The sequence below is a fragment of the Corynebacterium sp. Marseille-P3884 genome (genome assembly GCF_017942225.1).
Lineage (GTDB): Bacteria > Actinomycetota > Actinomycetes > Mycobacteriales > Mycobacteriaceae > Corynebacterium.
In genome coordinates, this window is the sequence record NZ_JAGKSD010000011.1 from 1 (window position 1) to 21,481 (window position 21,481).

The 21,481-nt window shown below is 62.6% G+C and carries 17 protein-coding genes; 14 read left to right on the forward strand and 3 right to left on the reverse strand.

What is annotated here, in order from left to right:
• The first annotated feature begins 191 nt into the window (after positions 1–191).
• Positions 192–2,090 (forward strand): hypothetical protein, encoded by a 1,899-nt coding sequence (locus tag J5Y21_RS07680; protein WP_210574172.1) that lies wholly within the window; start codon positions 192–194, stop codon positions 2,088–2,090.
• Between the two features lie 487 nt (positions 2,091–2,577).
• Here J5Y21_RS07680 and truB read toward each other — a convergent pair whose 3' ends face one another.
• Entirely contained in the window at positions 2,578–3,486 is a 909-nt protein-coding gene (gene truB / locus J5Y21_RS07685) for a tRNA pseudouridine(55) synthase TruB (protein WP_210574174.1), read from the reverse strand.
• A gap of 31 nt (positions 3,487–3,517) precedes the next feature.
• Here truB and J5Y21_RS07690 point away from each other — a divergent pair, with 31 nt between their 5' ends.
• From J5Y21_RS07690 to J5Y21_RS07710, 5 genes are all read left to right on the forward strand, one after another.
• Positions 3,518–4,501 carry a bifunctional riboflavin kinase/FAD synthetase gene (locus J5Y21_RS07690; protein ID WP_210574175.1) on the forward strand — a complete coding sequence of 328 codons (984 nt, stop codon included), beginning with the start codon at positions 3,518–3,520 and terminating at the stop codon, positions 4,499–4,501.
• Between the two features lie 63 nt (positions 4,502–4,564).
• Entirely contained in the window at positions 4,565–5,521 is a 957-nt protein-coding gene (locus tag J5Y21_RS07695) for a nucleoside hydrolase (RefSeq protein ID WP_210574176.1), read from the forward strand.
• 183 nt (positions 5,522–5,704) lie between these two features.
• Positions 5,705–5,974, forward strand: a complete 270-nt coding sequence (gene rpsO / locus J5Y21_RS07700) for a 30S ribosomal protein S15 (RefSeq protein WP_210574177.1) — start codon at positions 5,705–5,707, stop codon at positions 5,972–5,974.
• 134 nt (positions 5,975–6,108) lie between these two features.
• On the forward strand, positions 6,109–8,415 hold the full coding sequence (locus J5Y21_RS07705) for a polyribonucleotide nucleotidyltransferase (protein ID WP_210574178.1): 2,307 nt from the start codon (positions 6,109–6,111) through the stop codon (positions 8,413–8,415).
• Between the two features lie 88 nt (positions 8,416–8,503).
• Entirely contained in the window at positions 8,504–9,700 is a 1,197-nt protein-coding gene (locus J5Y21_RS07710; RefSeq protein ID WP_210574179.1) for a copper oxidase, read from the forward strand.
• Here J5Y21_RS07710 and J5Y21_RS07715 read toward each other — a convergent pair.
• The gene (locus J5Y21_RS07715; RefSeq protein ID WP_210574181.1) at positions 9,697–10,104 is read right to left on the reverse strand and encodes a cupredoxin domain-containing protein; all 408 of its coding nucleotides are present in this window, start codon (positions 10,102–10,104) and stop codon (positions 9,697–9,699) included. The two genes, J5Y21_RS07710 and J5Y21_RS07715, sit on opposite strands and share 4 nt — an antisense overlap.
• Before the next feature lie 27 nt (positions 10,105–10,131).
• Positions 10,132–10,770: a hypothetical protein gene (locus J5Y21_RS07720; protein ID WP_210574182.1), complete on the reverse strand. Its 639-nt coding sequence runs from the start codon at positions 10,768–10,770 to the stop codon at positions 10,132–10,134.
• 179 nt (positions 10,771–10,949) lie between these two features.
• On the opposite strand from J5Y21_RS07720, the gene dapB reads away from it, so the two are divergent.
• From dapB to J5Y21_RS07760, 8 genes are all read left to right on the forward strand, one after another.
• The gene (dapB, locus tag J5Y21_RS07725) at positions 10,950–11,696 is read left to right on the forward strand and encodes a 4-hydroxy-tetrahydrodipicolinate reductase (RefSeq protein WP_210574185.1); all 747 of its coding nucleotides are present in this window, start codon (positions 10,950–10,952) and stop codon (positions 11,694–11,696) included.
• Positions 11,697–12,449 (forward strand): FAD-dependent thymidylate synthase, encoded by a 753-nt coding sequence (thyX, locus tag J5Y21_RS07730; protein WP_210574186.1) that lies wholly within the window; start codon positions 11,697–11,699, stop codon positions 12,447–12,449.
• A 74-nt stretch (positions 12,450–12,523) separates the two neighbouring features.
• Positions 12,524–13,432, forward strand: a complete 909-nt coding sequence (dapA, locus tag J5Y21_RS07735) for a 4-hydroxy-tetrahydrodipicolinate synthase (RefSeq protein ID WP_210574187.1) — start codon at positions 12,524–12,526, stop codon at positions 13,430–13,432.
• A 2-nt stretch (positions 13,433–13,434) separates the two neighbouring features.
• Positions 13,435–15,534: a ribonuclease J gene (locus J5Y21_RS07740; protein ID WP_282597877.1), complete on the forward strand. Its 2,100-nt coding sequence runs from the start codon at positions 13,435–13,437 to the stop codon at positions 15,532–15,534.
• Positions 15,535–15,590: 56 nt separating this feature from the next.
• The gene (locus tag J5Y21_RS07745) at positions 15,591–16,217 is read left to right on the forward strand and encodes a TIGR03085 family metal-binding protein (RefSeq protein ID WP_210574188.1); all 627 of its coding nucleotides are present in this window, start codon (positions 15,591–15,593) and stop codon (positions 16,215–16,217) included.
• Between the two features lie 72 nt (positions 16,218–16,289).
• Positions 16,290–19,502: a DNA translocase FtsK gene (locus J5Y21_RS07750; protein ID WP_210574189.1), complete on the forward strand. Its 3,213-nt coding sequence runs from the start codon at positions 16,290–16,292 to the stop codon at positions 19,500–19,502.
• Positions 19,503–19,505: 3 nt separating this feature from the next.
• Entirely contained in the window at positions 19,506–20,108 is a 603-nt protein-coding gene (locus tag J5Y21_RS07755; protein ID WP_210574190.1) for a DJ-1/PfpI family protein, read from the forward strand.
• 197 nt (positions 20,109–20,305) lie between these two features.
• The gene (locus J5Y21_RS07760; protein ID WP_210574192.1) at positions 20,306–21,481 is read left to right on the forward strand and encodes a TerC family protein; all 1,176 of its coding nucleotides are present in this window, start codon (positions 20,306–20,308) and stop codon (positions 21,479–21,481) included.

Below are 21,481 nucleotides of genomic sequence, written 5' to 3' on the forward strand. Positions count from 1 at the left end.
CACGAGCGGTTGCATTCCTCGCTCGGGCATATCCCGCCGATCGAGCACTACACCAACTACCAACGAGAACACTACGCAGGCCTTCACGCCGCGTAACACGCCACTCTCAAAAATTCAGGCCGATTCACTGGCCTGGAAGGCAAGAGAATATTATTACACTCCACTGCAAACCAAAAGGCTAAACGGGCGAAATGGCCATGTCCATTGACTATGTGCGCTGGATTGGAATTGCAGCGTGGACCAGTGGTTTAGCCGTCCCACGAAACTGCCAGGCATTGGCTGTTCTTCCGGGGGATTCTCCCGGAAGAATCTTGGTCCAGAGCGCCGGGGGACGCGCCACAACATTCGAGGATATTGAGCGTGAGTACACACATATCCAGTGGTTGCTAGCCGGAGCTCCTAGTGATGAATCTGTGCTGGATTATGTGTACCACCAGAAGCTCTGTTTAACGCATTATGAGCTCATCGACCATGACTTCGCCATCCTGGATGTCAGCGATAGCGCGTGCGAGAGCAAAAACTTCTCTTTCAGACAGTCGTCTGCCGCTGATCGCCGCCCCGACTACAGTCCCAAGGCAGCATTAGCCGCAGCTCAGCGCCTCAGCAACTCCGCAAGAGGATCGGCTCTTTCAGAACATATTCCTGCCTGGAATATGGCCGAGCCATTAGGACTGCTAGCTCTTGCTGTTCGTGAATACTTCACGGGCGCGGTAGTACGGGAACTTACTCGGAAGTATGTAAAGGATCTTCGTTCGGATTCTCGAAACACCCAGGAAGTTCTCGGTTGTGGCCGCCTTGCTTATAGCGTGGCATTCAAAGTTGATGATGACTCTGCAACCACCGCTCCGGCGATCACCCTGCACGTTCAGGACGATGATCCTCTTTTCACAGAATCAGTGTTGAGGCACATCCTTGACCGGGCACAGGCCTTCGCTAGCGCATGTGGAAGTGGCGTTCATTGTGGGTCGGTATTCCACAACATCATTTTCCACCAGGCGTTCCCTAGCACCGTCTATGAACCGGATGCTGAAGAAACACCAATCATTCTGTACCGGATCCCGCTCAGCACTGAGCTTCTCCCTGTCCAATCCTTAACGCAGGTGTTGGGGGACAGCGCCGCCCGCACAGCCGATGACGCACTGAGAGAACCTCCTCAACGGACTTCGCTAAGTATTCGTCGGCTCCCAGATAGCGGCATCATCCGGGTACGCAGCTTCATCCCAGGAACAAGTATCATCGATCGTGCAATTCACCGCGGTGGCTATCTCGCATCCTCGGAAATTGTTTCTAAGCTACAACAGGAAAAGGCGATGGCTGATCCTGATTGTCTCGCCGCAGCTGTAACACCGGCGCTGATCTGGGAATCTCTCAGCACTTGGGGTCTCGCGTCCGGCAGCACAGCAAGTTCGTGTTCCGTGCTTAGCGTGCGTGCCAATAGCATCTCCGCTGTGGAAGGTTCCATTCATCAACCACTGTTGACAGTTGAGGTCGATGCGCAGGCGCCACTCGGCACTGTGGCACATGACGTGTGTGATGTTCTCGGTGACCTGGGCATCGATTCCTTTACGGACTTCCCGATTGAGTTACTGTGGTTCGATCCGCCGAAAGAGGCCGGTGTCAGCGCATCCTCTCCGAACGCTGTACGCCCACAGGCCACGTCGCTGGAACTCCCCGTCTTATGGCCTCGTGCGTTAGGGGCACGATCAATAGCTGCCACGAATCAGGCACTCGCACTCGCTGCCGTTCGCCGAGCTCTGCGCCATTGTTGCACTAAGGGCCTGTCGTGGATCGGGGTCGCTCATGCTAGAACAACCTCTGCCAGTGGGAGGCATCTGATTAGGGTGGCGGTCGCGTTCGAGTCTGAATACGCAGACAGAGTGGCCGTCAATCAGGAATTGTACCTGGCAGTGAATGCGGTTTGTGCCGAAAACTCTATCGGTCCACATGTCACGTGCGAGGTTATCGATGCTCATCAAATAACCGACGTTTCAGCGTGGGTCACGGCGGCTGGGTACCATCCCGTTACTGGTTTCTTGCCTGCATATATTCAGCTTGAACACCTCAACACCGGCTATGCACCAAATTCTTGATCGCTATCACCCGAGGTTTGATACCCATGCTGGAGTGGTCTGAGAATTAGGGTCAGGAGGCTTAAGCGACTGCATGCTGTTCTTTCTTCCAATTCTCCAAGCCGCGCCGAGGGATTTGGCTTCCCCAAGGACAACGCCCGACCAGAACAAGTCGATGTAACCGCCACCGCCGGTGGAAACGCGCGCGGCGTCGCGCTCGAACAGATCAACACATTAAGAAATGATGCCGAAGCAGCGTAGAAGGTCAGACCAGAACTATTGCGCGTGCGACTTGTCCGTGTGCTTCTTTTTTGCCACCTTCCATTTATCAATCCGCGGCCGCCAGCAAGCGACCAAGCTGTTGATGTTGGTGCGGATGAAACCACGATCACGTGGCTCAAGAGGGTTTGAAATAACTGAACATGGCTCGTGGGTATAGTGCCCACAAGCCATGTTCAGTTAAGAACGAACAGGTGAGATCGAACCAGTGAGAGTGAGCTGGCGCGGGCTAGAGGGTTGAAGGGCGGGCGACGAAGACCGTCGATAAGCGTGAGCCTTTCTCCTTAACCAGCGCGACGGCGCGGCCGTCCGGGCCTACTGCTGCGTGAACCCCTTTCAACCCGCGGGGTTTAAGCCATTTGCCCATGGCCAACGCCGCGTACTCCTCGGAGGTCACGTCAGATACGGGCCAGCCAGTGATAAGCGCCTCGTCGATTGTCAGGGACAACGCCGGGGTGTCTGCCAGCTCGTCGAGGGTGCGGGCGTGCGTGAGGTGGAAGGGGCCAGAGGAGTGGCGTCGTAAATCAGTCAGGTGGCCGCCCACCCCCAGTGCCTCGCCCATGTCGCGGGCGAGCGAGCGCACGTAGGTGCCGGAGGAGCAGTGGACGGTGGCATCGACGTCGATAAGCGTGTCCCCGCGGCGAACGTCGGTGATTTCGAAGCTAAACACGGTGACCGGGCGCGGCGGAATGTCCACCTCCTTGCCTTCGCGGGCGAGCTCGTGTGCGCGTTTGCCGTTGATTTTGATGGCGGAGACTTTGCTGGGCACCTGCATGATCTCGCCCGTCAACGCGGCGACCTGCGCGGCGATCTGCTCATCGGTGATCCCGGACGCGTCAGTCTGTGCAATGACTTCGCCCTCCGCATCGTCCGTGCTCGTGGACACGCCGAGGCGAATCGTGGTCGAGTAAACCTTGTCATCCGCCACGAGATGTGCGAGCAGCTTGGTTCCGCGCTCAATGCCTGCGACCAGCACCCCCGTCGCCATCGGGTCGAGCGTGCCCGCATGCCCCACTTTGCGGGTGCCGAAAATACGCCGGAGACGCGCGACGACATCATGGCTGGTCAGCCCCGCTGGCTTATCGACGACAACCACGCCCGAGGTGGAGAGCGGATCTGCAGTTTGGTCCACGTTCATAGACACCACCCTATGCACTACGCTTTCCGGCGTGGATATTTTGTCTGGGCTCGGCCAGGTTCCCGCCGACATGCGCGACCCCGTGGTGACCATCGGTGTCTTCGACGGCGTGCACCGCGGCCACCAGAAACTCATCCGGCGTGCCGTAAAGCTCGCCCATGAAGCGGGAGTGGAATGCGTCGTGATGACTTTCAACCCGCACCCGGTGAAGATCTTCGCCCCCGAGCACACCCCGGATACGCTCCTGCCGCTTGCAGAGCGTGCCCGCCTCATCGCGGAGCTCGGTGTCGACCACCTGCTGGTCATCGACTTCACCAAAGAACTGGCGGGGGAGAGCCCCGAGGACTACTTCCGCTCTGTCATTGTGGACACTCTGCATGCTTCTCGCGTGGTGGTGGGGGAGAACTTCACTTTCGGGGCGGGCGCGTCCGGCACGGCGCAGACCATGCTCGCGCTCGGGCAGAAGTACGGGGTCGACGTCGACGTCGTCACGCTGCTTTTCGACGGCACCGAGCGCATCTGCTCCACCGCCATCCGCGATGCCCTGCGCGGCGGTGACGTGGCGCAGGCCTCCGAATTCCTCGGCCGCGAATTCTCCGTCACCGCCGAAGTCGAGCGTGGCGCCGGCCGGGGCGGACGCGAACTGGGGTACCCAACGGCTAACCAGTACGCCGCCGACACCGAGGCTGTTCCCGCCGACGGGGTCTACGCCGGGTGGTTCACCGTCCTGGCAGAAGATGAGCATTCCTCCTTGGGCCCGATCGAGGGCGATATGGAGCCCGGTATCCGCTACCCAGCGGCGATCTCCGTGGGTACCAACCCCACTTTCGGCGACCACCGCCGCAGCATCGAGTCTTTCGTGCTCGACCGCGATGCCGACCTGTACGGGCGGACTGCACGCGTGGAATTCATCGCGAAAGTGCGCGACATGGTGAAATTCGACTCCGTGGACGAGCTGCTGGAGAATATGGCGCGCGATGTCGCGCGGGTCCGCGAGATTCTCTCCTCGTCCTAGTTCTAGTCCGGTCTCAAGGTCCTGTCTCAAGCTGCTGCCCGCGAGAGGCTAGTGTGGTGTGCCATGACCCGCAAAATGATTCTGGATCTGGACACCGGCATCGACGATGCCCTCGCTCTCGCCTACGCCCTCGGCTCCGAAGAAGTCGACCTGATCGGCGTCACCGGAACCTACGGCAATGTGCTCGTGGAGACCGGCGTGCGCAATACCTTGGCCATCCTCGAACTGTTCGGCCGCACCGATATCCCGGTCTTTGCCGGACCGGGCCATGCCAGCGCGAAAGACGCTTTCGAGGTGCTGGAGATCTCCGAATTCATCCACGGTAAAAACGGCATCGGTGAGGCGCAGCTGCCGGAACCGCAGCGCGCGGTGGAGACGAAGTCCGCGGTCGACTTCCTCGTTGAATCCGTCGAGCAGTACGGCGATGAGCTGGTCATCGTGCCCACCGGCCCCTCGACCACCATCGCGGCGGCAGCCAAGGTCAGCGAGACCTTTGCAGACAACGCCCACATCGTCATGATGGGCGGCGCACTGACCGTGCCCGGCAATGTCTCGCCCTGGGCCGAGGCGAATGTGAACCAGGACCCGGAGGCCACCGACGCGATCTTCCGCCGCATGAAAGACATCACCATGATCGGCCTGGATGTCACCCTGCAGACCCTGCTGACGGTCGAAGAGACCGCCAAGTGGGAAGCACTCGGCACACCGGGCGGCGATTTCTTGGCGGCAGCCACGAACTACTACATCGACGCCTACAAGACCACCGCACCGCACCTCGGCGGTTGCGGACTGCATGACCCGCTGGCCGTCGGCGTGGCCATCGACCCGACCCTGGTCAACACCTTGGACATCAATCTCAAGGTCGACACCGACGGGGAGACCCGCGGCCGCACCATCGGCGATGAGACTCGCCTCAACGACGAGGAGAAGACCGCCAAGGTCGCCGTCGGAGTGGACAAGCAGCGCTTCCTCGAGGAGTTCATGCGCCGACTAACCGGCCTCGCCTCCAACTCCCAGTAAGCGCGATTAACGGTTGCTGGCCCGCATGCGCTAGCATTGCTCTCTCGGTAACGGCTCCGGTTCTGTGCCCCGCGCAGCACCGCAAATCAATGAGACTGTGGTTCGCAGCAGTCGCCGGCACCGCTTCACGGTCAGCGTGAAGATCCGCAGAATGCGAACTGAAATAACCAAGGAGATTGAATCATGGCTTTGTCCACTGAGAAGAAGGCTGAGATCCTCAAGGAGTACGGCCTGCACGAGACCGACACCGGCTCCCCGGAAGCTCAGGTCGCACTGCTCACCGAGCGCATCAACAACCTGACCGAGCACCTCAAGGGCCACAAGCACGACCACCACTCCCGTCGTGGCCTGCTGCTGCTCGTCGGCCGTCGCCGCGGTCTGCTGAAGTACCTGCGCGAGAACAACGTTGAGCGCTACCGTGAGCTCATCGCCCGCCTGGGTCTGCGCCGCTAAGAACAGCGACGCTTCACGACGGCCACCGGATTACCGGTGGCCGTTTTTCTATGCCTGCTGGTAATATGCCTGGTTGTTGCATTTGGAAACCATCAACGGGCGGCACCGATGATCGCCACTTTGAATGAGAACCCATGGAAAGGGATCTGTTGAGCAAGAACCGCACCCACACCCCCGACAACTCCGTCGAGTTCAATATCGACGAGGACTTCGGCATCACCGACGCAGTAGCCGTGCTGGACAACGGCGATTTCGGTGAGCGCACGGTCCGGTTCGAGACCGGCCAGCTCGCACGCCAGGCAGGCGGTTCGGTGACCACCTACCTCGACGACGAGACGATGCTGCTGGCCACCACCACCGCGTCGAACCAACCGCGCGAGGGCTTCGACTTCTTCCCGCTCACCGTCGACGTGGAAGAGCGCATGTACGCCGCCGGCAAGATCCCGGGCTCCTTCTTCCGCCGTGAGGGCCGTCCGTCCACCGAGGCGATTCTGGCCTGCCGCCTGATTGACCGTCCGCTGCGCCCGACCTTCGTGAAGGGCCTGCGCAACGAGGTCCAGGTCGTCATCACCGTGATGAGCTGGGACCCGGAGGAGTACTACGACGTTGTGGCCATCAACGGTGCTTCTGCCGCAACGCAGCTGTCGGGCCTTCCGGTCTCCGGTGCAGTCGGCGGCGTGCGCATGGCGCTCATCGCTGACGAGGATCACCCGGACGGCCAGTGGGTCGCTTTCCCGAACCACGAGCAGCACGAGCAGGCCGTCTTCGAGATGGTCGTCGCCGGTCGCATCGTGGAAAAGAAGAAGGGCCGCAAGAAGGTTGAAGATGTCGCGATCATGATGGTCGAGGCAGGCGCCGGTGCCAACGTGGTCTCGCTCATCGAGGACGGCGCCCCGGCCCCGACTGAGTCCACCGTTGCGGAAGGGCTCGAGGCGGCCAAGCCGTTCATCAAGACGCTGTGCGAGGCTCAGCGTGGTCTGGCCGAGCGCACCGCGAAGGAGACCCAGGAGTTCCAGCTCTTCCCGTCGTACAGCGACGAGATCTTCGACGCCGTGGAGAAGAAGGCTACCAAGAAGTTGTCGAAGCTTCTCACGATCAAGGGCAAGGCTGAGCGCGACGACGCGACCAACGAATACATGGAGGAGATCGAGTCTGATCTGCTGGGCTCCCTGCCGGTCGAGGACGATGAGGACGCCTCTAAGCAGATCCGCGCCGCTTATAACGCGGTGATGAAGCAGATCGTGCGCAACAAGATCCTCACCGAGGGCTTCCGTATCGACGGCCGCGGGGTCACCGATATCCGCGACCTCGGCGTTGAAGTCGAACTGGTTCCCCGCGCCCACGGCTCCGCTCTGTTCGAGCGCGGCGAGACTCAGATCCTCGGCGTGACCACCCTGGACATGCTGAAGATGGAGCAGCAGCTGGATTCCCTCCACCCGGAGACCTCCAAGCACTACATCCACCACTACAACTTCCCGCCGTACTCCACGGGCGAGACTGGCCGCGTCGGTTCGCCGAAGCGCCGCGAGATCGGCCACGGTGCGCTCGCCGAGCGCGCCCTCGTTCCGGTGATCCCGTCCAAGGAGGACTTCCCGTACACGATCCGCCAGGTCTCCGAGGCACTCGGTTCCAACGGTTCGACCTCTATGGGCTCGGTCTGCGCCTCCACGCTGTCGCTGTACAACGCCGGCGTCCCGCTGGCGGCCCCGGTCGCCGGTATCGCGATGGGTCTGGTCTCCGGCGAGATCGACGGCGAGACCAAGTACGTCGCGCTCACCGATATCCTCGGCGCCGAGGACGCATTCGGCGACATGGACTTCAAGGTCGCGGGCACGTCCGAGTTCATCACTGCTCTGCAGCTGGACACCAAGCTCGACGGCATTCCGTCCGATGTCCTGGCGAACGCGCTGAACCAGGCCAAGGACGCCCGCGAGGCGATCCTGGACACCATGGCTGAGATCATCGAGGGCCCGGACGAGATGAGCCCGCTCGCCCCGAAGATCACCACCGTGAGCGTCCCGGTGTCCAAGATCGGCGAGGTCATCGGCCCGAAGGGCAAGACCATCAACCAGATCACCGAGGACACCGGCGCAGACATCTCCATCGAGGACGACGGCACGATTTACGTCGCCGCCGCCACTGGTGAGGCAGCCGATGCCGCGATCGAGAAGATCAATTCGATCGCCAACCCGCAGCAGCCGAAGGTGGGTGAGCGCTACCTCGGCACCGTGGTCAAGACCGTCGCTTTCGGCGCATTCGTGTCGCTCACCCCGGGCCGCGACGGCCTGATCCACATCTCCAAGCTCGGCGGCAACAAGCGCATCGAGAATGTCGAGGACGTGGTCAACGTCGGCGACAAGGTCGAGGTGGAGATCGCCGACATCGACAACCGCGGCAAGATCTCGCTCGTCCCGGTCAACGAGGATGAGGACGACGAGTAAACAAAGCTTCTCGACGAGCGCACCCATCTCACCGTCACCATCGTCCCGTTGGGACCCGCGGGTGTGGCACCGCAAGGTGTCGCGTCCTGTGTCGGTGTGGATGGGTGTGTTCGTTCTCGTCGGCCTTGTGCACACCTTGGTGCCTGAGCCGCGCGTTCTACTGATCCACATCTTCACTCTGGGCGTTCTGACGAATTCCATCGTGGTGTGGTCGCAGAACCTCACCGAACGTTTCCTCCAGCAGAAGCTGCCGGATTCAGCGCGGCCGGCCCAATTGCTGCGGTCCCGTGTCCTCAACGCCGGAGTCGTGGCTGTGTTGCTCGGCCACCTGTTCAGCGGCGCCGACTGGCACTGGATCATTCTCTGCTTCGGCGCAGCGCTCGTCGTGGGGGCAGTGGGGTGGCATGCGGTAGGCGTCGCTAAGCAAATTGCTTCGGCGGATCCTGCGAAGCGTTTCCGCCCTGTTGTGTGGGGGTACGTGGCTTCTGGCGCGTGCCTTGTTCTCGGCGGGTGTTTTGGCGCCGCTCTTGCGCTGGATTTGCGCGGCGGCTGGCAGCAGCGTGTTTTGCTGGCTCATCTGCTTGCGAATATCGGCGGTTTCGTCGGCTTCGCGGCGATGGCTTCGCTTGTCGTGCTGCTGCCCGCGATGTGGCGAATGAAAGCGATGCTCACGCACCCGCGCGCCGTATTCGGCGTGATGGGCGCGGGTCTTTTCGCTGCCATCGCCGGGGCGCTGTCCAACAGCGGTCTCCTTTTGGGAATCGGCGTGCTCGTGTACGCCGCGGCGTGGGCGTGGGCGCTGCAAACATGGTTCGCGGGAGTGCTGTCCACCTCCTGGCGCGAACGCGTCACGTACCCGAGCTTGTCCGCGCTGCTCGCCATCGCATGGCTCGTGGCATCGCTCGTGGCTTTCGGCACGTCCACATTGCTTATCGACGGCTACCTCGACGCCCTTACTCCTCCCACCCTTCCGCTTCTCGCCGGTTTCGCCGCGCAGCTTCTCATTGGAACGATGAGCTACCTCATGCCCACGACGATCGGCGGCGGACCTGCTGCAACGCGGGCGGGCCTGGCGGAGCTGAACCGTGCGGGCGTGGTGCGCGTGGTCGTGTTCAACGCCGCGCTGCTCGGCTGGCTCTTCGCGCCGTCGTCGATCGCGCGCATCGTGTGCAGCATCGTTGTGTGCGCGTGCCTCGTCGCGTTCATTCCGCTGATGGTGCGCGGCGTGCGCGCCCAGCGCGCAGTGATCATGGCGAATGCCGCCGCGCGGAAACAGGGAAGCTAGTCCGCCATCACGACGTCGTAGACCATGCCCCGGGATTTGTGCGAGGCCATGGTGCACCAGCCTTGAGTGTTGGTGGAATACGTGCCGAAATCGCGCACGACTGTTGTACCTGGAGCGATGATGCCTGAGTAGTGCGAACCGATCTTCAGGTCGTGGTTGCGGTCGTCATTGTTCGTGATCTTGAGCACGACCGGGGTCGAGGCGTCGACCTCTACACGCGCGGGAGAAAAACGCATTCCTTCGATGGTCACTTCCTGGATCACCGGGCCGGATAGATCCCGCGCGTCGCCGGCGCGTGCATGCGACACGAGAGCTCCTGCCACCGAGGCGATCACCAACAAGGCCACGACGGCCCACGCTGCAATATTGCTGCGTCGAGTTGAGGCAGTGCGCGGAGAAGTCATGAAAGAAACCGATCGTTGGGCTATAGGCTAGTTCTGGAAGTCGACGACAAGACGTGTCGGCTCGTGCAGGATCTCGACCTTGTACGGGCGCTCGCTTTTCAGACCCACGACGTACTGGGAGGTCGCCTCGAAGGCGCCGCCGTTGTACACATCGACGATATTGCCGCTGGTCAGGCCGAGGTTGGTATTCGGCTTGTACTTTGCGTCCGGTGACATATCCGGGGCGGTTCCGTGGACAATCATCTCCAGCTTCGCGGCGCCGGGCACGTCGATGGGGAAGCCGGAGCCGTCCTGGCGGGGGTCGTTGTTGTAACCGATGTGGTAGCGCGGTTCCCCGGTGCCCTCGAATTCGATGACGAGCCGGTCGAAGCCGTCGTGGGAACCGACGCGGACATCGGTCGTGCGCAGCTCGCCGTAGCCGTCGCCGAATTTCTCGGTCGGCTCTGTGCTGAACCCGTCGGCAGCGGCAGCGGGATCCATCGCGGCCTGGCGGGTCTGGCTGTCGGCCTCGGACGTGGCGGATTCCGTCTGCTCCTGGGCTTCGGTCGTCGCCTCGGGCGTCTGCGCGGTCAGGGCGGGCTCGGCGACGTTGCCGCCTGCGCACCCGGCCAGTGCGAGTCCCGATGCGACGATGACTGCCGTTAACTGGAGTGACTTGAGTTTCATATGTTTCATTCTAGCTGGGGGAATGGCGCGAGGCGACTACTGACAGGCCGCTTGAGCGCGGAAGTGAGGCCCGCAGCGAGGTTTCGGCGGCGTGGTCACACGGCGGCGCTATGGTAGTTAGGCAGAAAGCGAACGACTAAAGAAAAGTGCCGGTGCTCATACCGGCAGGAAGGCGGATCATGTCTATCAAGGTCGGAGTGCTGGGCGCGAAGGGCCGCGTGGGCTCCGCGGTCGTTGCAGGCGTTAACGCGGCCGACGGCGTGGAGCTTGTCGCTGAGGTCGACGCCGGCGACTCGCTTGACATGCTCGTGGACAACGGGGCAGAGGTCGTCGTCGACTTCACCACCCCGGGCGTGGTCATGGACAACCTGGAGTTCTGCATTAGCCACGGCATTCACGCGGTGGTGGGCACCACTGGCTTTGATGACGCGCGCTACCAGCAGGTGCGCGACTGGTGCGCCGCCAGCGAGGGGGTGGGCGTTCTGATCGCCCCGAATTTCGCCATCTCCGCTGTGCTTGCGATGGCATTCGCCCGTCAGGCCGCGCCGTTCTTTGAGTCGGCTGAGGTCGTCGAGTACCACCACCCGAATAAGCTCGACGCACCGTCCGGTACGGCGGTGAAGACGGCGCAGGGGATCGCGGAGGCTCGTCGAGAAGTGAATATGTCCGCGATGCCGGATGCGACCGAGCAGGCGCTCGACGGCTCCCGCGGTGCGGACGTCGACGGTGTGAAGGTGCATGCCGTGCGTATGCAGGGCATGGTTGCGCACGAGGAGATCATCTTCGGCACCACCGACCAGTCGCTGACGATCCGCCAGGATTCTTATGGCCGCGATTCCTTCGTGCCGGGCGTGCTCACCGGTGTTCGCCAGGTCGCGGACAATCCGGGTCTCACTGTCGGGCTGGATAGCTACCTGGGTCTGTAGATGACGCAGAGTAGAAAGCTGGACGTTCAACTCGTCGCGGCGACCTCGTTCGCGGCGCCCGCCGACGTCGATTGGGACCAAGACCCCGCCGCAACGGATGCAGAAGCGCTCGTCGAATTCGCGGGCCGCGCCTGCTACGAGACCTTCGACAAGCCGAACCCGCACACCGCGAGCAATGAGGCGTACCTGCGCCACATCCTCGAGGTGGGCCACGACGCGCTCCTCGAGCACGCCACCGCGACGCTGTACGTGCGCGGGCTGTCGCGTGCGGCGGGCAATGAGCTGTTGCGTCACCGCCACCTGTCGTTCTCCCAGCTCTCCCAACGTTTCGTGCCGGCGGGGGAGGCCGATGTCGTCATGCCCGACGCGATCGCGGAAGATGAGGACCTAGCGCGCATGTTCCTCGCCGCAGTCGACGAACAACGCTTCATCTACGAGGAACTCCTCCAGGCGCTCGAGAACAACCTCGAGGCCGAACCGAACGCTTTGCTGCGCAAGAAGAAAGCGCGCCAAGCCGCGCGCGCAATCCTGCCCAACGCGACCGAAACACGCTTCGTGGTCACCGGAAACTACCGGGCATGGCGCGAATTCATCGCCGCGCGCGCCAGCGAGCACGCCGACACCGAAATCCGCGAACTCGCCGTTGCCTGCCTGGAGATCCTCAAAAAACAAGCACCTGCGCTTTTCGACGACTTCCTCATCAGCACGCTTGCCGACGGCTCTGTCATGGCCACCAGCCCATACGCCGGATGAGAATTCTGCCCCCGCCACAAAAGCCCGATAGGGCTACACAGATTGGCGGGGAAGAGAATGTACCCTAGATAACCATGGGCATTTCAACGAAAGCACAAACCGGTGCAGAAGAACTCGGCACTGTCGGTGTCGCAATGGTCACCCCGTTCGATCGAAACGGCGAACTCGACCTAGAGGCCGGGCGAAAGTTGGCTGCCCACCTTGTCGACAACGGTGTCGACTCTCTCATCCTCGGTGGCACCACCGGCGAATCCCCGACGACATCCCCGGACGAGAAGATCGCACTGATCAAGGCCGTCCGTGAGGAGCTCGGCGACCGCGTCAAGATCATGGCTGGCGTCGGCACGAACGACACACGCTCCACGATCGCGCTGGCCAAGGTTTCCCGCGATGCTGGCGCTGATTCGCTTCTCGTGGTCACGCCGTACTACTCCAAGCCGTCCCAGGCTGGATTGCTCAAGCACTTCACGGCCGTGGCTGAGGCGACCGAACTGCCGATCTGCCTGTACGACATTCCGGGCCGTTCCGGCATTCCCATCGCCGGGTCCACGATCCGCGCTCTCGCCGAGTTGCCGACCGTGAAGGCAGTCAAGGACGCCAAGGGCGACATGCTTGAGGCGACCGCGATTATCAACGATACGGACCTTGCCTGGTACTCTGGCGACGACGTTCTCAACCTGCCGTGGTTCTCCGTCGGCGCGACCGGAGTCATCTCCGTGATCGGCCACGCAGCCCCAGGTCTGATGAGAGAAATGGTGACAAGCTTCGAGGAAGGCGACCTCGCCCGCGCGCGGGAAATCAACGCCACCACCATGAGCGTGCTCGCTGGACAGCAAGCAGCGCTCGGTGGAGTGACATTTGCAAAAGCGGCCCTGCGTCTGCAGGGCATCGAGGTCGGAGACCCCCGCCTGCCTGTTGTCGGAGTAGATGACACGCAGCTGGAGGCTCTGCGCCGCGACATGGAAAAGGCTGGAGTCCTATAAGTATGAACGAACCCCGCAATCGCTCCCGTAAAGTGACCCGCAAGGCGGGCCCGCCGGAGGCCGGCGATCAGCAGCCGGTCTTCCAGGCTGCGGATACCCAACCCGGCGACAACGGGGGCAACAACGGTTCCGGCAACGGAAACGGCAACGGCGGCGGCAACCGCGACAACAACGGTTCTGGCAACGGAAACGGAAACGGCAACAACCGCGGCGGTGGCAACGGTGGCAACCGTGGCGGACGCGGCAATAACGGCGGCGGCAACGGCCGTGGTCGTGGACGCGGTCGTGGCCGTGGACGCGGCGGTCGCGGTGGCGGCGACAACCGCCGTAACCCGGTGAAGGGTATGCAGGGCGCCGACCTGACCAAGCGTCTGCCCGCACCGCAGAAGCCCCCGCAGAATGGTCTGCGTATTTACGCCCTTGGCGGTATTTCCGAGATCGGCCGCAACATGACGGTCTTCGAGTACAACGGGCGTCTGCTCATCGTGGACTGCGGTGTGCTCTTCCCGTCTTCCGACGAGCCGGGCGTGGATTTGATCCTGCCGGACTTCGGCCCGATCGAGAACAAGCTGGACAAGGTCGATGCGCTCGTGGTCACCCACGGCCACGAGGACCACATCGGCGCTATCCCGTGGCTGCTCAAGCTGCGTCCGGATATCCCGATCTACTCGGCGAAATTCACCAACGCGCTCATTGCCGCGAAGACCAAGGAGCACCGCCAGCGTCCGAAGCTGAACGAGGTCAACCCGAAGTCCGAGGTGACAGTCGGCCCGTTCAACCTGCGCTTCTTCCACGTCGGTCACTCCATTCCGGACTGCCTCGGCGTGGTCATCAAGACTGGCGCTGGCACGGTCTGCATGACCGGCGACGTCAAGGTCGACATGACTCCGTACGACAACAAGCCGACGGATCTCCCGGCGCTGGCACGCTACGGCGACGAGGGCATCGACCTGTTCCTCTGCGATTCCACCAACGCCACGATTCCGGGCATCTCTGCTTCTGAGGCCGGCATCGAGGAGACCCTGATCCGTCTCGTGCAGGCTGCGAAGCAGCGCGTCGTCTTGGCATCCTTCGCGTCGAACGTGTCGCGTGTCCAGATGGCGGTCAACGCGGCCGTCGCCTCGGGCCGCAAGGTCGCCTTCAACGGCCGCTCCATGATCCGCAACATGGAAATCGCCGAGAAGATGAATCTGCTCAAGGCTCCGAAGGGCACGATCATCCCGATCGAGGAAGCCGCGAAGATGGCTCCGCACCGGGTCATGCTGATCACGACCGGTACGCAGGGCGAGCCGATGGCTGCTCTGTCGCGCATGTCCCGCCGCGAGCACCGTCAGATCACCGTGCGTGACGGCGACACGATCATCCTGTCCTCTTCGCTCATCCCGGGCAACGAGGAAGCGGTTTTCGCCGTGATCAACAACCTCGCCCAGATCGGTGCGAACGTGATCACCAGCGATGACGCTCACGTTCACGCATCCGGCCACGGTTACGCCGGCGAGCTTTTGTTCCTCTACAACATGGCCCGCCCGCGCAACGCAATGCCGGTGCACGGTGAGTGGCGCCACCTCCGCGCCAACAAGGAGCTGGCGATCGCTACCGGCGTGAAGCCGGAGAACACCGTCCTGGCGCAGAACGGTGTCGTCGTGGACATGGTCGACGGCAAGCTCAAGGTCGCTGGCCAGTACCAGGTGGGCAACCTGTACGTGGACGGCACCACGATGGGCGATGTGGATCCGGACGTCCTGACCGACCGCACGAACCTCGCTGCCGGCGGCGTCATCTCCATCACCTGCGTGATCGACGACCGCACGAGCCGCCTCATCGAGCGCCCGGTCGTGTCCACCACCGGTCTCGTCGATGACGATCGCGGTGTCCTGCCGGACCTGGTCGAACTGGTGGAAAACACCATGTTCGATCTGGCGGCGGAAGGCGAGAACGATCCGTACCGCATGGTGCAGCAGATCCGTCGCCGCGTGTCCCGCACGATCGAGCAGAAGTACAAGCGTGAGCCGGTGATCCTGCCGACGGTCGTTCCGATGAACGCCGACGACACAGCACCGCTCAGCAACGAGGACGTCGAGGCATCGCGCGAATCCCTGTAATTCGCTTCACGACGAACCCCGGAACCATAGGCCCCAGCCACGCTAGGCTGGGGCCTATGTCGTTTCAGCAAAAAGAACGTGAAAAGCTGGCCCAGCTGATGCTCGAAAAGGGGCCCGATGCCCCGACGTTGTGCGACGGATGGACGACCGCTGATCTCGCCGCGCACCTCTACCTCCGCGAGCGCAAGCCGCACTTGGCTGGCGGATACTTCCTGCCGGCGCTGTCGAAGACGACAAAAGACGCTCAAGCCAAAGTGAAGCAGCGCCCATTCGACGATGTAGTCAAAGAGTGGGCAGCAGGACCGCCGGTGTTCATGAAGCCCTTGGACAAGGCAATGAACACCTCGGAGCACTTCATTCACCACGAGGATGTCCGCCGGGGTGGGGGAGAGGTTGCGCCCCGCGAGTTTTCCCGCGCGGTGGAAAACGACCTCATGAAGGCCGCGAAATTAATGGGGCTGATGGCGCTCAAAAGTTCCGCTGTGCCAGTCGTCTTGACTCCACCGAACCACCCGCCAGTCACGCTCGGCGGCAAACGGGGTGTGGTGGACCAGGGCGACCGGGTCGTCCGCGTCTCCGGCGAGCCCGGGGAACTGCTGCTGTGGGTCACCGGCCGCGATGCGGTCGAGGTTCGCATTGACGGCAACGAGCAGGCGGTTCAGGAAGTCAAGCGTCGACTCTAGACTCAATGAAAATTGAGCGCGCCGGTGTGGCGCATGTGACTTGAGGTGTAACTGGGCATTACAGTGGTGGCCATGTCTGTCACCAGTACCCAGCGCCGCCAGAAAGGTCGCCCCAAGACCGGGCCGAAGAGCCGTGATACCCGCACCACAGGCGGGTACTCGCGCAATTCTGCATCCGGAACCATGGTCGCCGCCGCTTCCGCTGATGAGCGCGTCGGCTCCGCTGTCGGTGCGGTCGGGCGAGGAATGGGCAATGCTGCCCGGGAGGTGACGGGAGCGTTTTCTGCTGTCGGCCGTAAGGCCACAGGCTCACAGAAGCGCCGCGCCGACGATGAGATGGATGGCGCACCTGCGCGCCGCCGCCGGAGGCGTGCGGCGCAGCCGGAGGGGTACGACGATTCCTACGACGCACCCGAGGAGGCTGGGGACATGGATGATTCCTTTGATGCTCATGACGGACACGACGACGTCCCGGGGCGCGGTCGCCATGTCGATGCCCTCGGCCTGATCCTCATCGGCCTCGCAGCTGTGCTCGGCGCGTCTGTCTGGCTGGATATCGCAGGTCCTGTCGGTGCCGCTATCGCAAGTGGCGTGCACTGGGTGATCGGTGCTGGTGCACTTGTTCTTCCCGTGATCCTCGTCGGCATCGCCGTCGCCATCATGCTCGGGCTCGGCAGGACCGCGTCCGAACGCGCCCACAGCGGTGCAGGTCTCACGATCATTGCGGTCTGCATGCTCGGTCTGATCCATATCTTCGCCGGTACGCCGGAAAGCTGGGCTGACAGGAAGATCGCTGGCGGCGCCATCGGCGCCATTATCGGTGGACCGCTCAGTGCTGGATTCACTCCATTTGTCGCAGTTCCGCTGCTCGGTCTCGTCATTGTCTATGCGGCACTTCTCGCCACCGGAATCACCGTGCGCGAATCCTTCGACTACATCCGGAACGTGCTTCGCAGCATCGTGTCGAATGCGCACACTCCGGATCCGCACGAAGATGAGGCCGAAGACGACGACATGTACGGCTACGTCGACGGCGATCTCGACGACATCGCCGAGGGGCGTGAGCGTCGCCCGCGCGAGCGCGTCCAAGGCCGCAGCCAGCCGCGTAAGCGCCGCACGCCGATGGACAATTACCCAGTCGAGCCCGCCGACGAGGAAGCCGGCGACCCGACGCTTTTCGACGCCCCCGCCGAGCCCGCTCCCCGTCGCCGCCGGACCAACTCCCGTCCTTCGGCAGCCAACGAGACCCGTGCGATGTCCCGTTCGGCAGCGCAGGACGAGGTGTACGACTTCAGCAGCGAGTTCGACTTTGACGATCAGTTCACTGAGCAGATCCCGGCTTCTCCGGCGGTTTCTGCTGCTGAGGCTCTGGCACCAGCTCCGGCTGAAGCACCGCGCCGCAAGCCGGCACCGAAGGCTAAACCTGCGTCGAAGCCGTCTGATACCGCACCGATCCAGAAGGTCGGCGGTGCAGCGACCGCTGCTGGTGCCGGGGCTGTTGCTGGGGCGGCCGCTGCTGGTGCCGCCGGCGCAAGCGATGCAGTGACGCAAGCGCGCGAAGAAATGCGCAAGCAGATCGTCGCTCGTTCGGGCATCGATGCCTCGGCTATCCCGGCGTCCACGCCGAATTCCGAGAAGGAGCAGCAGGCAGCCAATGCTCCGGCCGCACGGGAGCCGGAGGGGGCAAGCGACTACAACCTGCCGTCGACAAGCTTGTTGCTGCCGGGCAACGCACCGAAGACCCGTACTGAAACCAACGACCGGATGATCGAAGCGATCACCGACGTCTTCGACGAGTTCAAGGTCGACGCGGCGGTGACCGGTTTCTCGCGCGGCCCGACAGTGACGCGCTACGAGGTCGAGCTTGGCCCAGGCGTGAAGGTTTCCAAGATCACGAACCTGCAGTCCAACCTCGCGTACGCTGTGGCCACCGATAACGTGCGTCTGCTGACTCCCATTCCGGGCAAATCTGCCGTGGGTATCGAGGTGCCGAATGCCGACCGCGAGATGGTCCGTCTGCGCGATGTGCTCGATGCGCCGCAGGTGCGCAGTGAGCAGGACCCGATGCTCATCGGCCTGGGCAAGAATATTGAGGGCGATTTCGTCTCCGCCTCCGTGCAGAAGATGCCGCACCTCCTTGTCGCCGGTTCGACCGGTTCCGGTAAATCCGCGTTCGTGAACTCCATGCTGGTTTCGTTGCTGACGCGCGCGACGCCGGAGGAAGTCCGCCTGATTCTTGTCGACCCGAAGATGGTGGAGCTGACTCCGTACGAGGGCATCCCGCACCTGATCACACCGATCATCACCCAGCCGAAGAAGGCTGCCGCGGCTCTCCAGTGGCTCGTCGAAGAGATGGAGCAGCGCTACATGGACATGAAGTCCGCGCGCGTGCGCCACATCAAGGACTTCAACAAGAAAGTCCGCTCCGGCGAGCACACCGCTCCTTTGGGCTCCGAGCGTGAGATGCGCCCGTACCCGCTGATCGTCTGCGTTGTCGACGAGCTCGCCGACCTCATGATGACCGCGCCGAAGGAAATCGAGGACTCGATCGTCCGCATCACCCAGAAGGCGCGTGCGGCGGGCATCCACCTCGTGCTGGCAACCCAGCGTCCGTCCGTGGACGTGGTCACCGGCCTGATCAAGACGAACGTGCCGTCCCGTCTCGCCTTTGCGACATCCTCTCTTACCGACTCCCGCGTCATCCTCGACCAGGGCGGTGCGGAGAAGCTCATCGGTATGGGCGACGCGCTGTTCATTCCGCAGGGTGCCGGTAAGCCGCAGCGTCTCCAAGGCGCATTCGTCTCCGATGAGGAGATCCAGGCCGTCGTCGATGCCGTCAAGGAGCAGGGCGAGCCGCACTACACCGAAGGCGTCACAGAGGAAAAGGCTCCGGAGAAGAAGGAGATCGACGAGGAGATCGGCAAGGACATGGACGACCTCCTCGAGGCCGTCGAGCTCGTCGTCACCTCCCAGCTCGGCTCCACGTCCATGCTGCAGCGTAAGCTCCGCATCGGCTTCGCCAAGGCCGGCCGCCTCATGGACCTCATGGAATCCCGTGGTGTCGTCGGCCCGTCCGAAGGCTCCAAGGCGCGCGAGGTCCTGGTCAAGCCCGAGGAACTCGAGACCATCCAGTGGATGATCAAGGGCGCCGACCCCGCCGAAGCGCCTAAGGAAGTGCTCGAAGAGCAAGCCGCGGCAGAAGAAGCGTCCAGCGATTCGGATGCAGCAGATGGCGACACCCAGACCGTGAAGGCCACCTACAACCCGACCGGGGGTGCGTTCTAACCGATGGGTGCTACTCCTGGGCTTCGGTTCTCTGTCGTCCTTTTCGACAATGTTGAGCTGCTCGATGTGGCTGGCCCGGTTGAAGTGCTGTCCAAAGTTGACGACTTCGACGTGGAAATGCTTTCAGCGGACGGTGGTTCCGTCGCGAGTTCTCAAGGCGTCCGGCTCGGCGTGGACGGCGACTTTAGTTCGGCAACCGGGGATGTGCTGTTCGTGCCGGGTGGCATGGGGACGCGCCGGCTGGTCGAAGACGACCACTTCCTCGCCCAGTTGAATGCGCTGGCCGACCAATCGCAGATCTTGATGTCAGTGTGCACGGGATCCGCGCTTCTCGCTGCAGCCGGCCTGCTCGAGGGATATGCAGCGACGAGCAATAAGAGAGCCTTCGAGTGGGCCACGAGCTTTGGCGAAAATGTCGAGTGGCACCGGTCGGCGCGGTGGGTGCATGACCGCGACCGGTGGACATCTTCGGGAGTAGCCGCAGGTACCGACATGGCCGCGGCGTTCATCGCCGACTGCCGCGGCGATCATCTTGTAGCCGAGATCGCCGATGCGATTGAGCTCCGGCTGAATCTCGATGCCGACGACGATCCCTTCTCCGTTTAGGCCGCGGCTCTGAGGGTCGGGCTATGTGCTCGCCGGGGCGATCAAGTAGTCTTGCTCTCTGTTGGAGGGGAGTACCCCGAAAGCGCCTCGGATCGTCAACACGGCCAACCTATGCGGTTCCCGGTCCGGGTGGCCCATCACGTGAGAGGGTGGGGGAGACCTCCGGTTAGTTTTCGTTCCAACCGGAGGTTCTATTCATGCATGTGCCTGTGTCTATTTGGTTGATCACCTCGGCGGTGATCTTGGGCTTTTTCATCTTCGACTTCGTCTCGCACGTGCGCACCCCGCATGAGCCGACGATGAAGGAATCGGGTGGCTGGGCCGCGTTCTACATGACGATGGCGTGCGTCTTCGGCGGCCTCGTGTGGGTCATGTGGGACTCGGAGCACGCCGTGCAGTTCTTCACCGGCTACATCACGGAGCTGTCGCTCAGTGTGGATAACTTGTTCGTGTTCGCGCTGATCATGGGATCGTTCAAGATCCCGCGCGCGTACCAGCAGAAGGTGCTTCTCATCGGCATCGTCATCGCCCTGATCTGCCGTTTGCTGTTCATTCTGCTCGGCGCAGTGATCATTGAGGCGTGGTCGGACGTCTTCTACATCTTCGCCGCCTTCCTTCTCTACACCGCGATCAAGCTGGTGTACGACGAGGCGACCGATCAGGAGGATCCGGACCCGAAGGACATGTTCGTGGTCAAGACGCTGCGCAAGGTCATTCCGGTGACCAGGTCCTACCACGGCGACCGGTTGTTCTCCATGACGGTGGCAGGCAGGAAGGCGGTCACGCCGCTGTTCGTTGCGCTTTTGTCTATCGGCTTCATCGACGTGATGTTCGCCTTTGACTCCATTCCGGCGATCTACGGCATCACCCAGGAAGCATTCCTGGTGTTCACGGCTAACGCATTCGCACTGCTGGGACTGCGCCAGCTGTACTTCCTGCTCAACGGTCTGCTGGACAAGCTCGTTTACCTGCCGTACGGCCTCGCGGTGGTGCTGGGCTTCATCGGTGTGAAGCTGTTGCTGCATGCCCTGCACGAGAACAACCTGTCGTTCATCAACGGCGGTGAGGGCATGAATGTGCCGGAGGTCGGCACCGTGCTGTCCCTGGCGGTGATCGTCGGCGTGCTGGCGGTGACGGCGGTGGCCTCGATCATGAAGGATCGCGCCGATGTGAAGGCGGGTCGTTCCAGCCGCGAGGAGCAGAAGTACCACATCGACTTCGATGACCACGGCAACCGCCGCAAGGTGGACAACCACGGTCACCATATCGAGTGGATCGATGACCCGGCGACTTCGGGCAAGGGCGATCACACCGCGACCGGTTCGCGCGAGACCGACCACTTGGACGTCGCGCGCGGCGGCCGGAAGAAATAA

What these genes read in the sequence shown, in the direction of transcription:
- J5Y21_RS07680 (WP_210574172.1), top strand. Translation starts at nt 192, where the DNA reads ATGGCCATGTCCATTGACTATGTGCGCTGGATTGGAATTGCAGCGTGG.
- truB (WP_210574174.1), bottom strand. Translation starts at nt 3,486, where the DNA reads ATGAACGTGGACCAAACTGCAGATCCGCTCTCCACCTCGGGCGTGGTT.
- J5Y21_RS07695 (WP_210574176.1), top strand. Translation starts at nt 4,565, where the DNA reads ATGACCCGCAAAATGATTCTGGATCTGGACACCGGCATCGACGATGCC.
- rpsO (WP_210574177.1), top strand. Translation starts at nt 5,705, where the DNA reads ATGGCTTTGTCCACTGAGAAGAAGGCTGAGATCCTCAAGGAGTACGGC.
- J5Y21_RS07705 (WP_210574178.1), top strand. Translation starts at nt 6,109, where the DNA reads ATGGAAAGGGATCTGTTGAGCAAGAACCGCACCCACACCCCCGACAAC.
- J5Y21_RS07715 (WP_210574181.1), bottom strand. Translation starts at nt 10,104, where the DNA reads ATGACTTCTCCGCGCACTGCCTCAACTCGACGCAGCAATATTGCAGCG.
- J5Y21_RS07720 (WP_210574182.1), bottom strand. Translation starts at nt 10,770, where the DNA reads ATGAAACTCAAGTCACTCCAGTTAACGGCAGTCATCGTCGCATCGGGA.
- dapB (WP_210574185.1), top strand. Translation starts at nt 10,950, where the DNA reads ATGTCTATCAAGGTCGGAGTGCTGGGCGCGAAGGGCCGCGTGGGCTCC.
- thyX (WP_210574186.1), top strand. Translation starts at nt 11,697, where the DNA reads ATGACGCAGAGTAGAAAGCTGGACGTTCAACTCGTCGCGGCGACCTCG.
- dapA (WP_210574187.1), top strand. Translation starts at nt 12,524, where the DNA reads ATGGGCATTTCAACGAAAGCACAAACCGGTGCAGAAGAACTCGGCACT.
- J5Y21_RS07740 (WP_282597877.1), top strand. Translation starts at nt 13,435, where the DNA reads ATGAACGAACCCCGCAATCGCTCCCGTAAAGTGACCCGCAAGGCGGGC.
- J5Y21_RS07745 (WP_210574188.1), top strand. Translation starts at nt 15,591, where the DNA reads ATGTCGTTTCAGCAAAAAGAACGTGAAAAGCTGGCCCAGCTGATGCTC.
- J5Y21_RS07750 (WP_210574189.1), top strand. Translation starts at nt 16,290, where the DNA reads ATGTCTGTCACCAGTACCCAGCGCCGCCAGAAAGGTCGCCCCAAGACC.
- J5Y21_RS07755 (WP_210574190.1), top strand. Translation starts at nt 19,506, where the DNA reads ATGGGTGCTACTCCTGGGCTTCGGTTCTCTGTCGTCCTTTTCGACAAT.
- J5Y21_RS07760 (WP_210574192.1), top strand. Translation starts at nt 20,306, where the DNA reads ATGCATGTGCCTGTGTCTATTTGGTTGATCACCTCGGCGGTGATCTTG.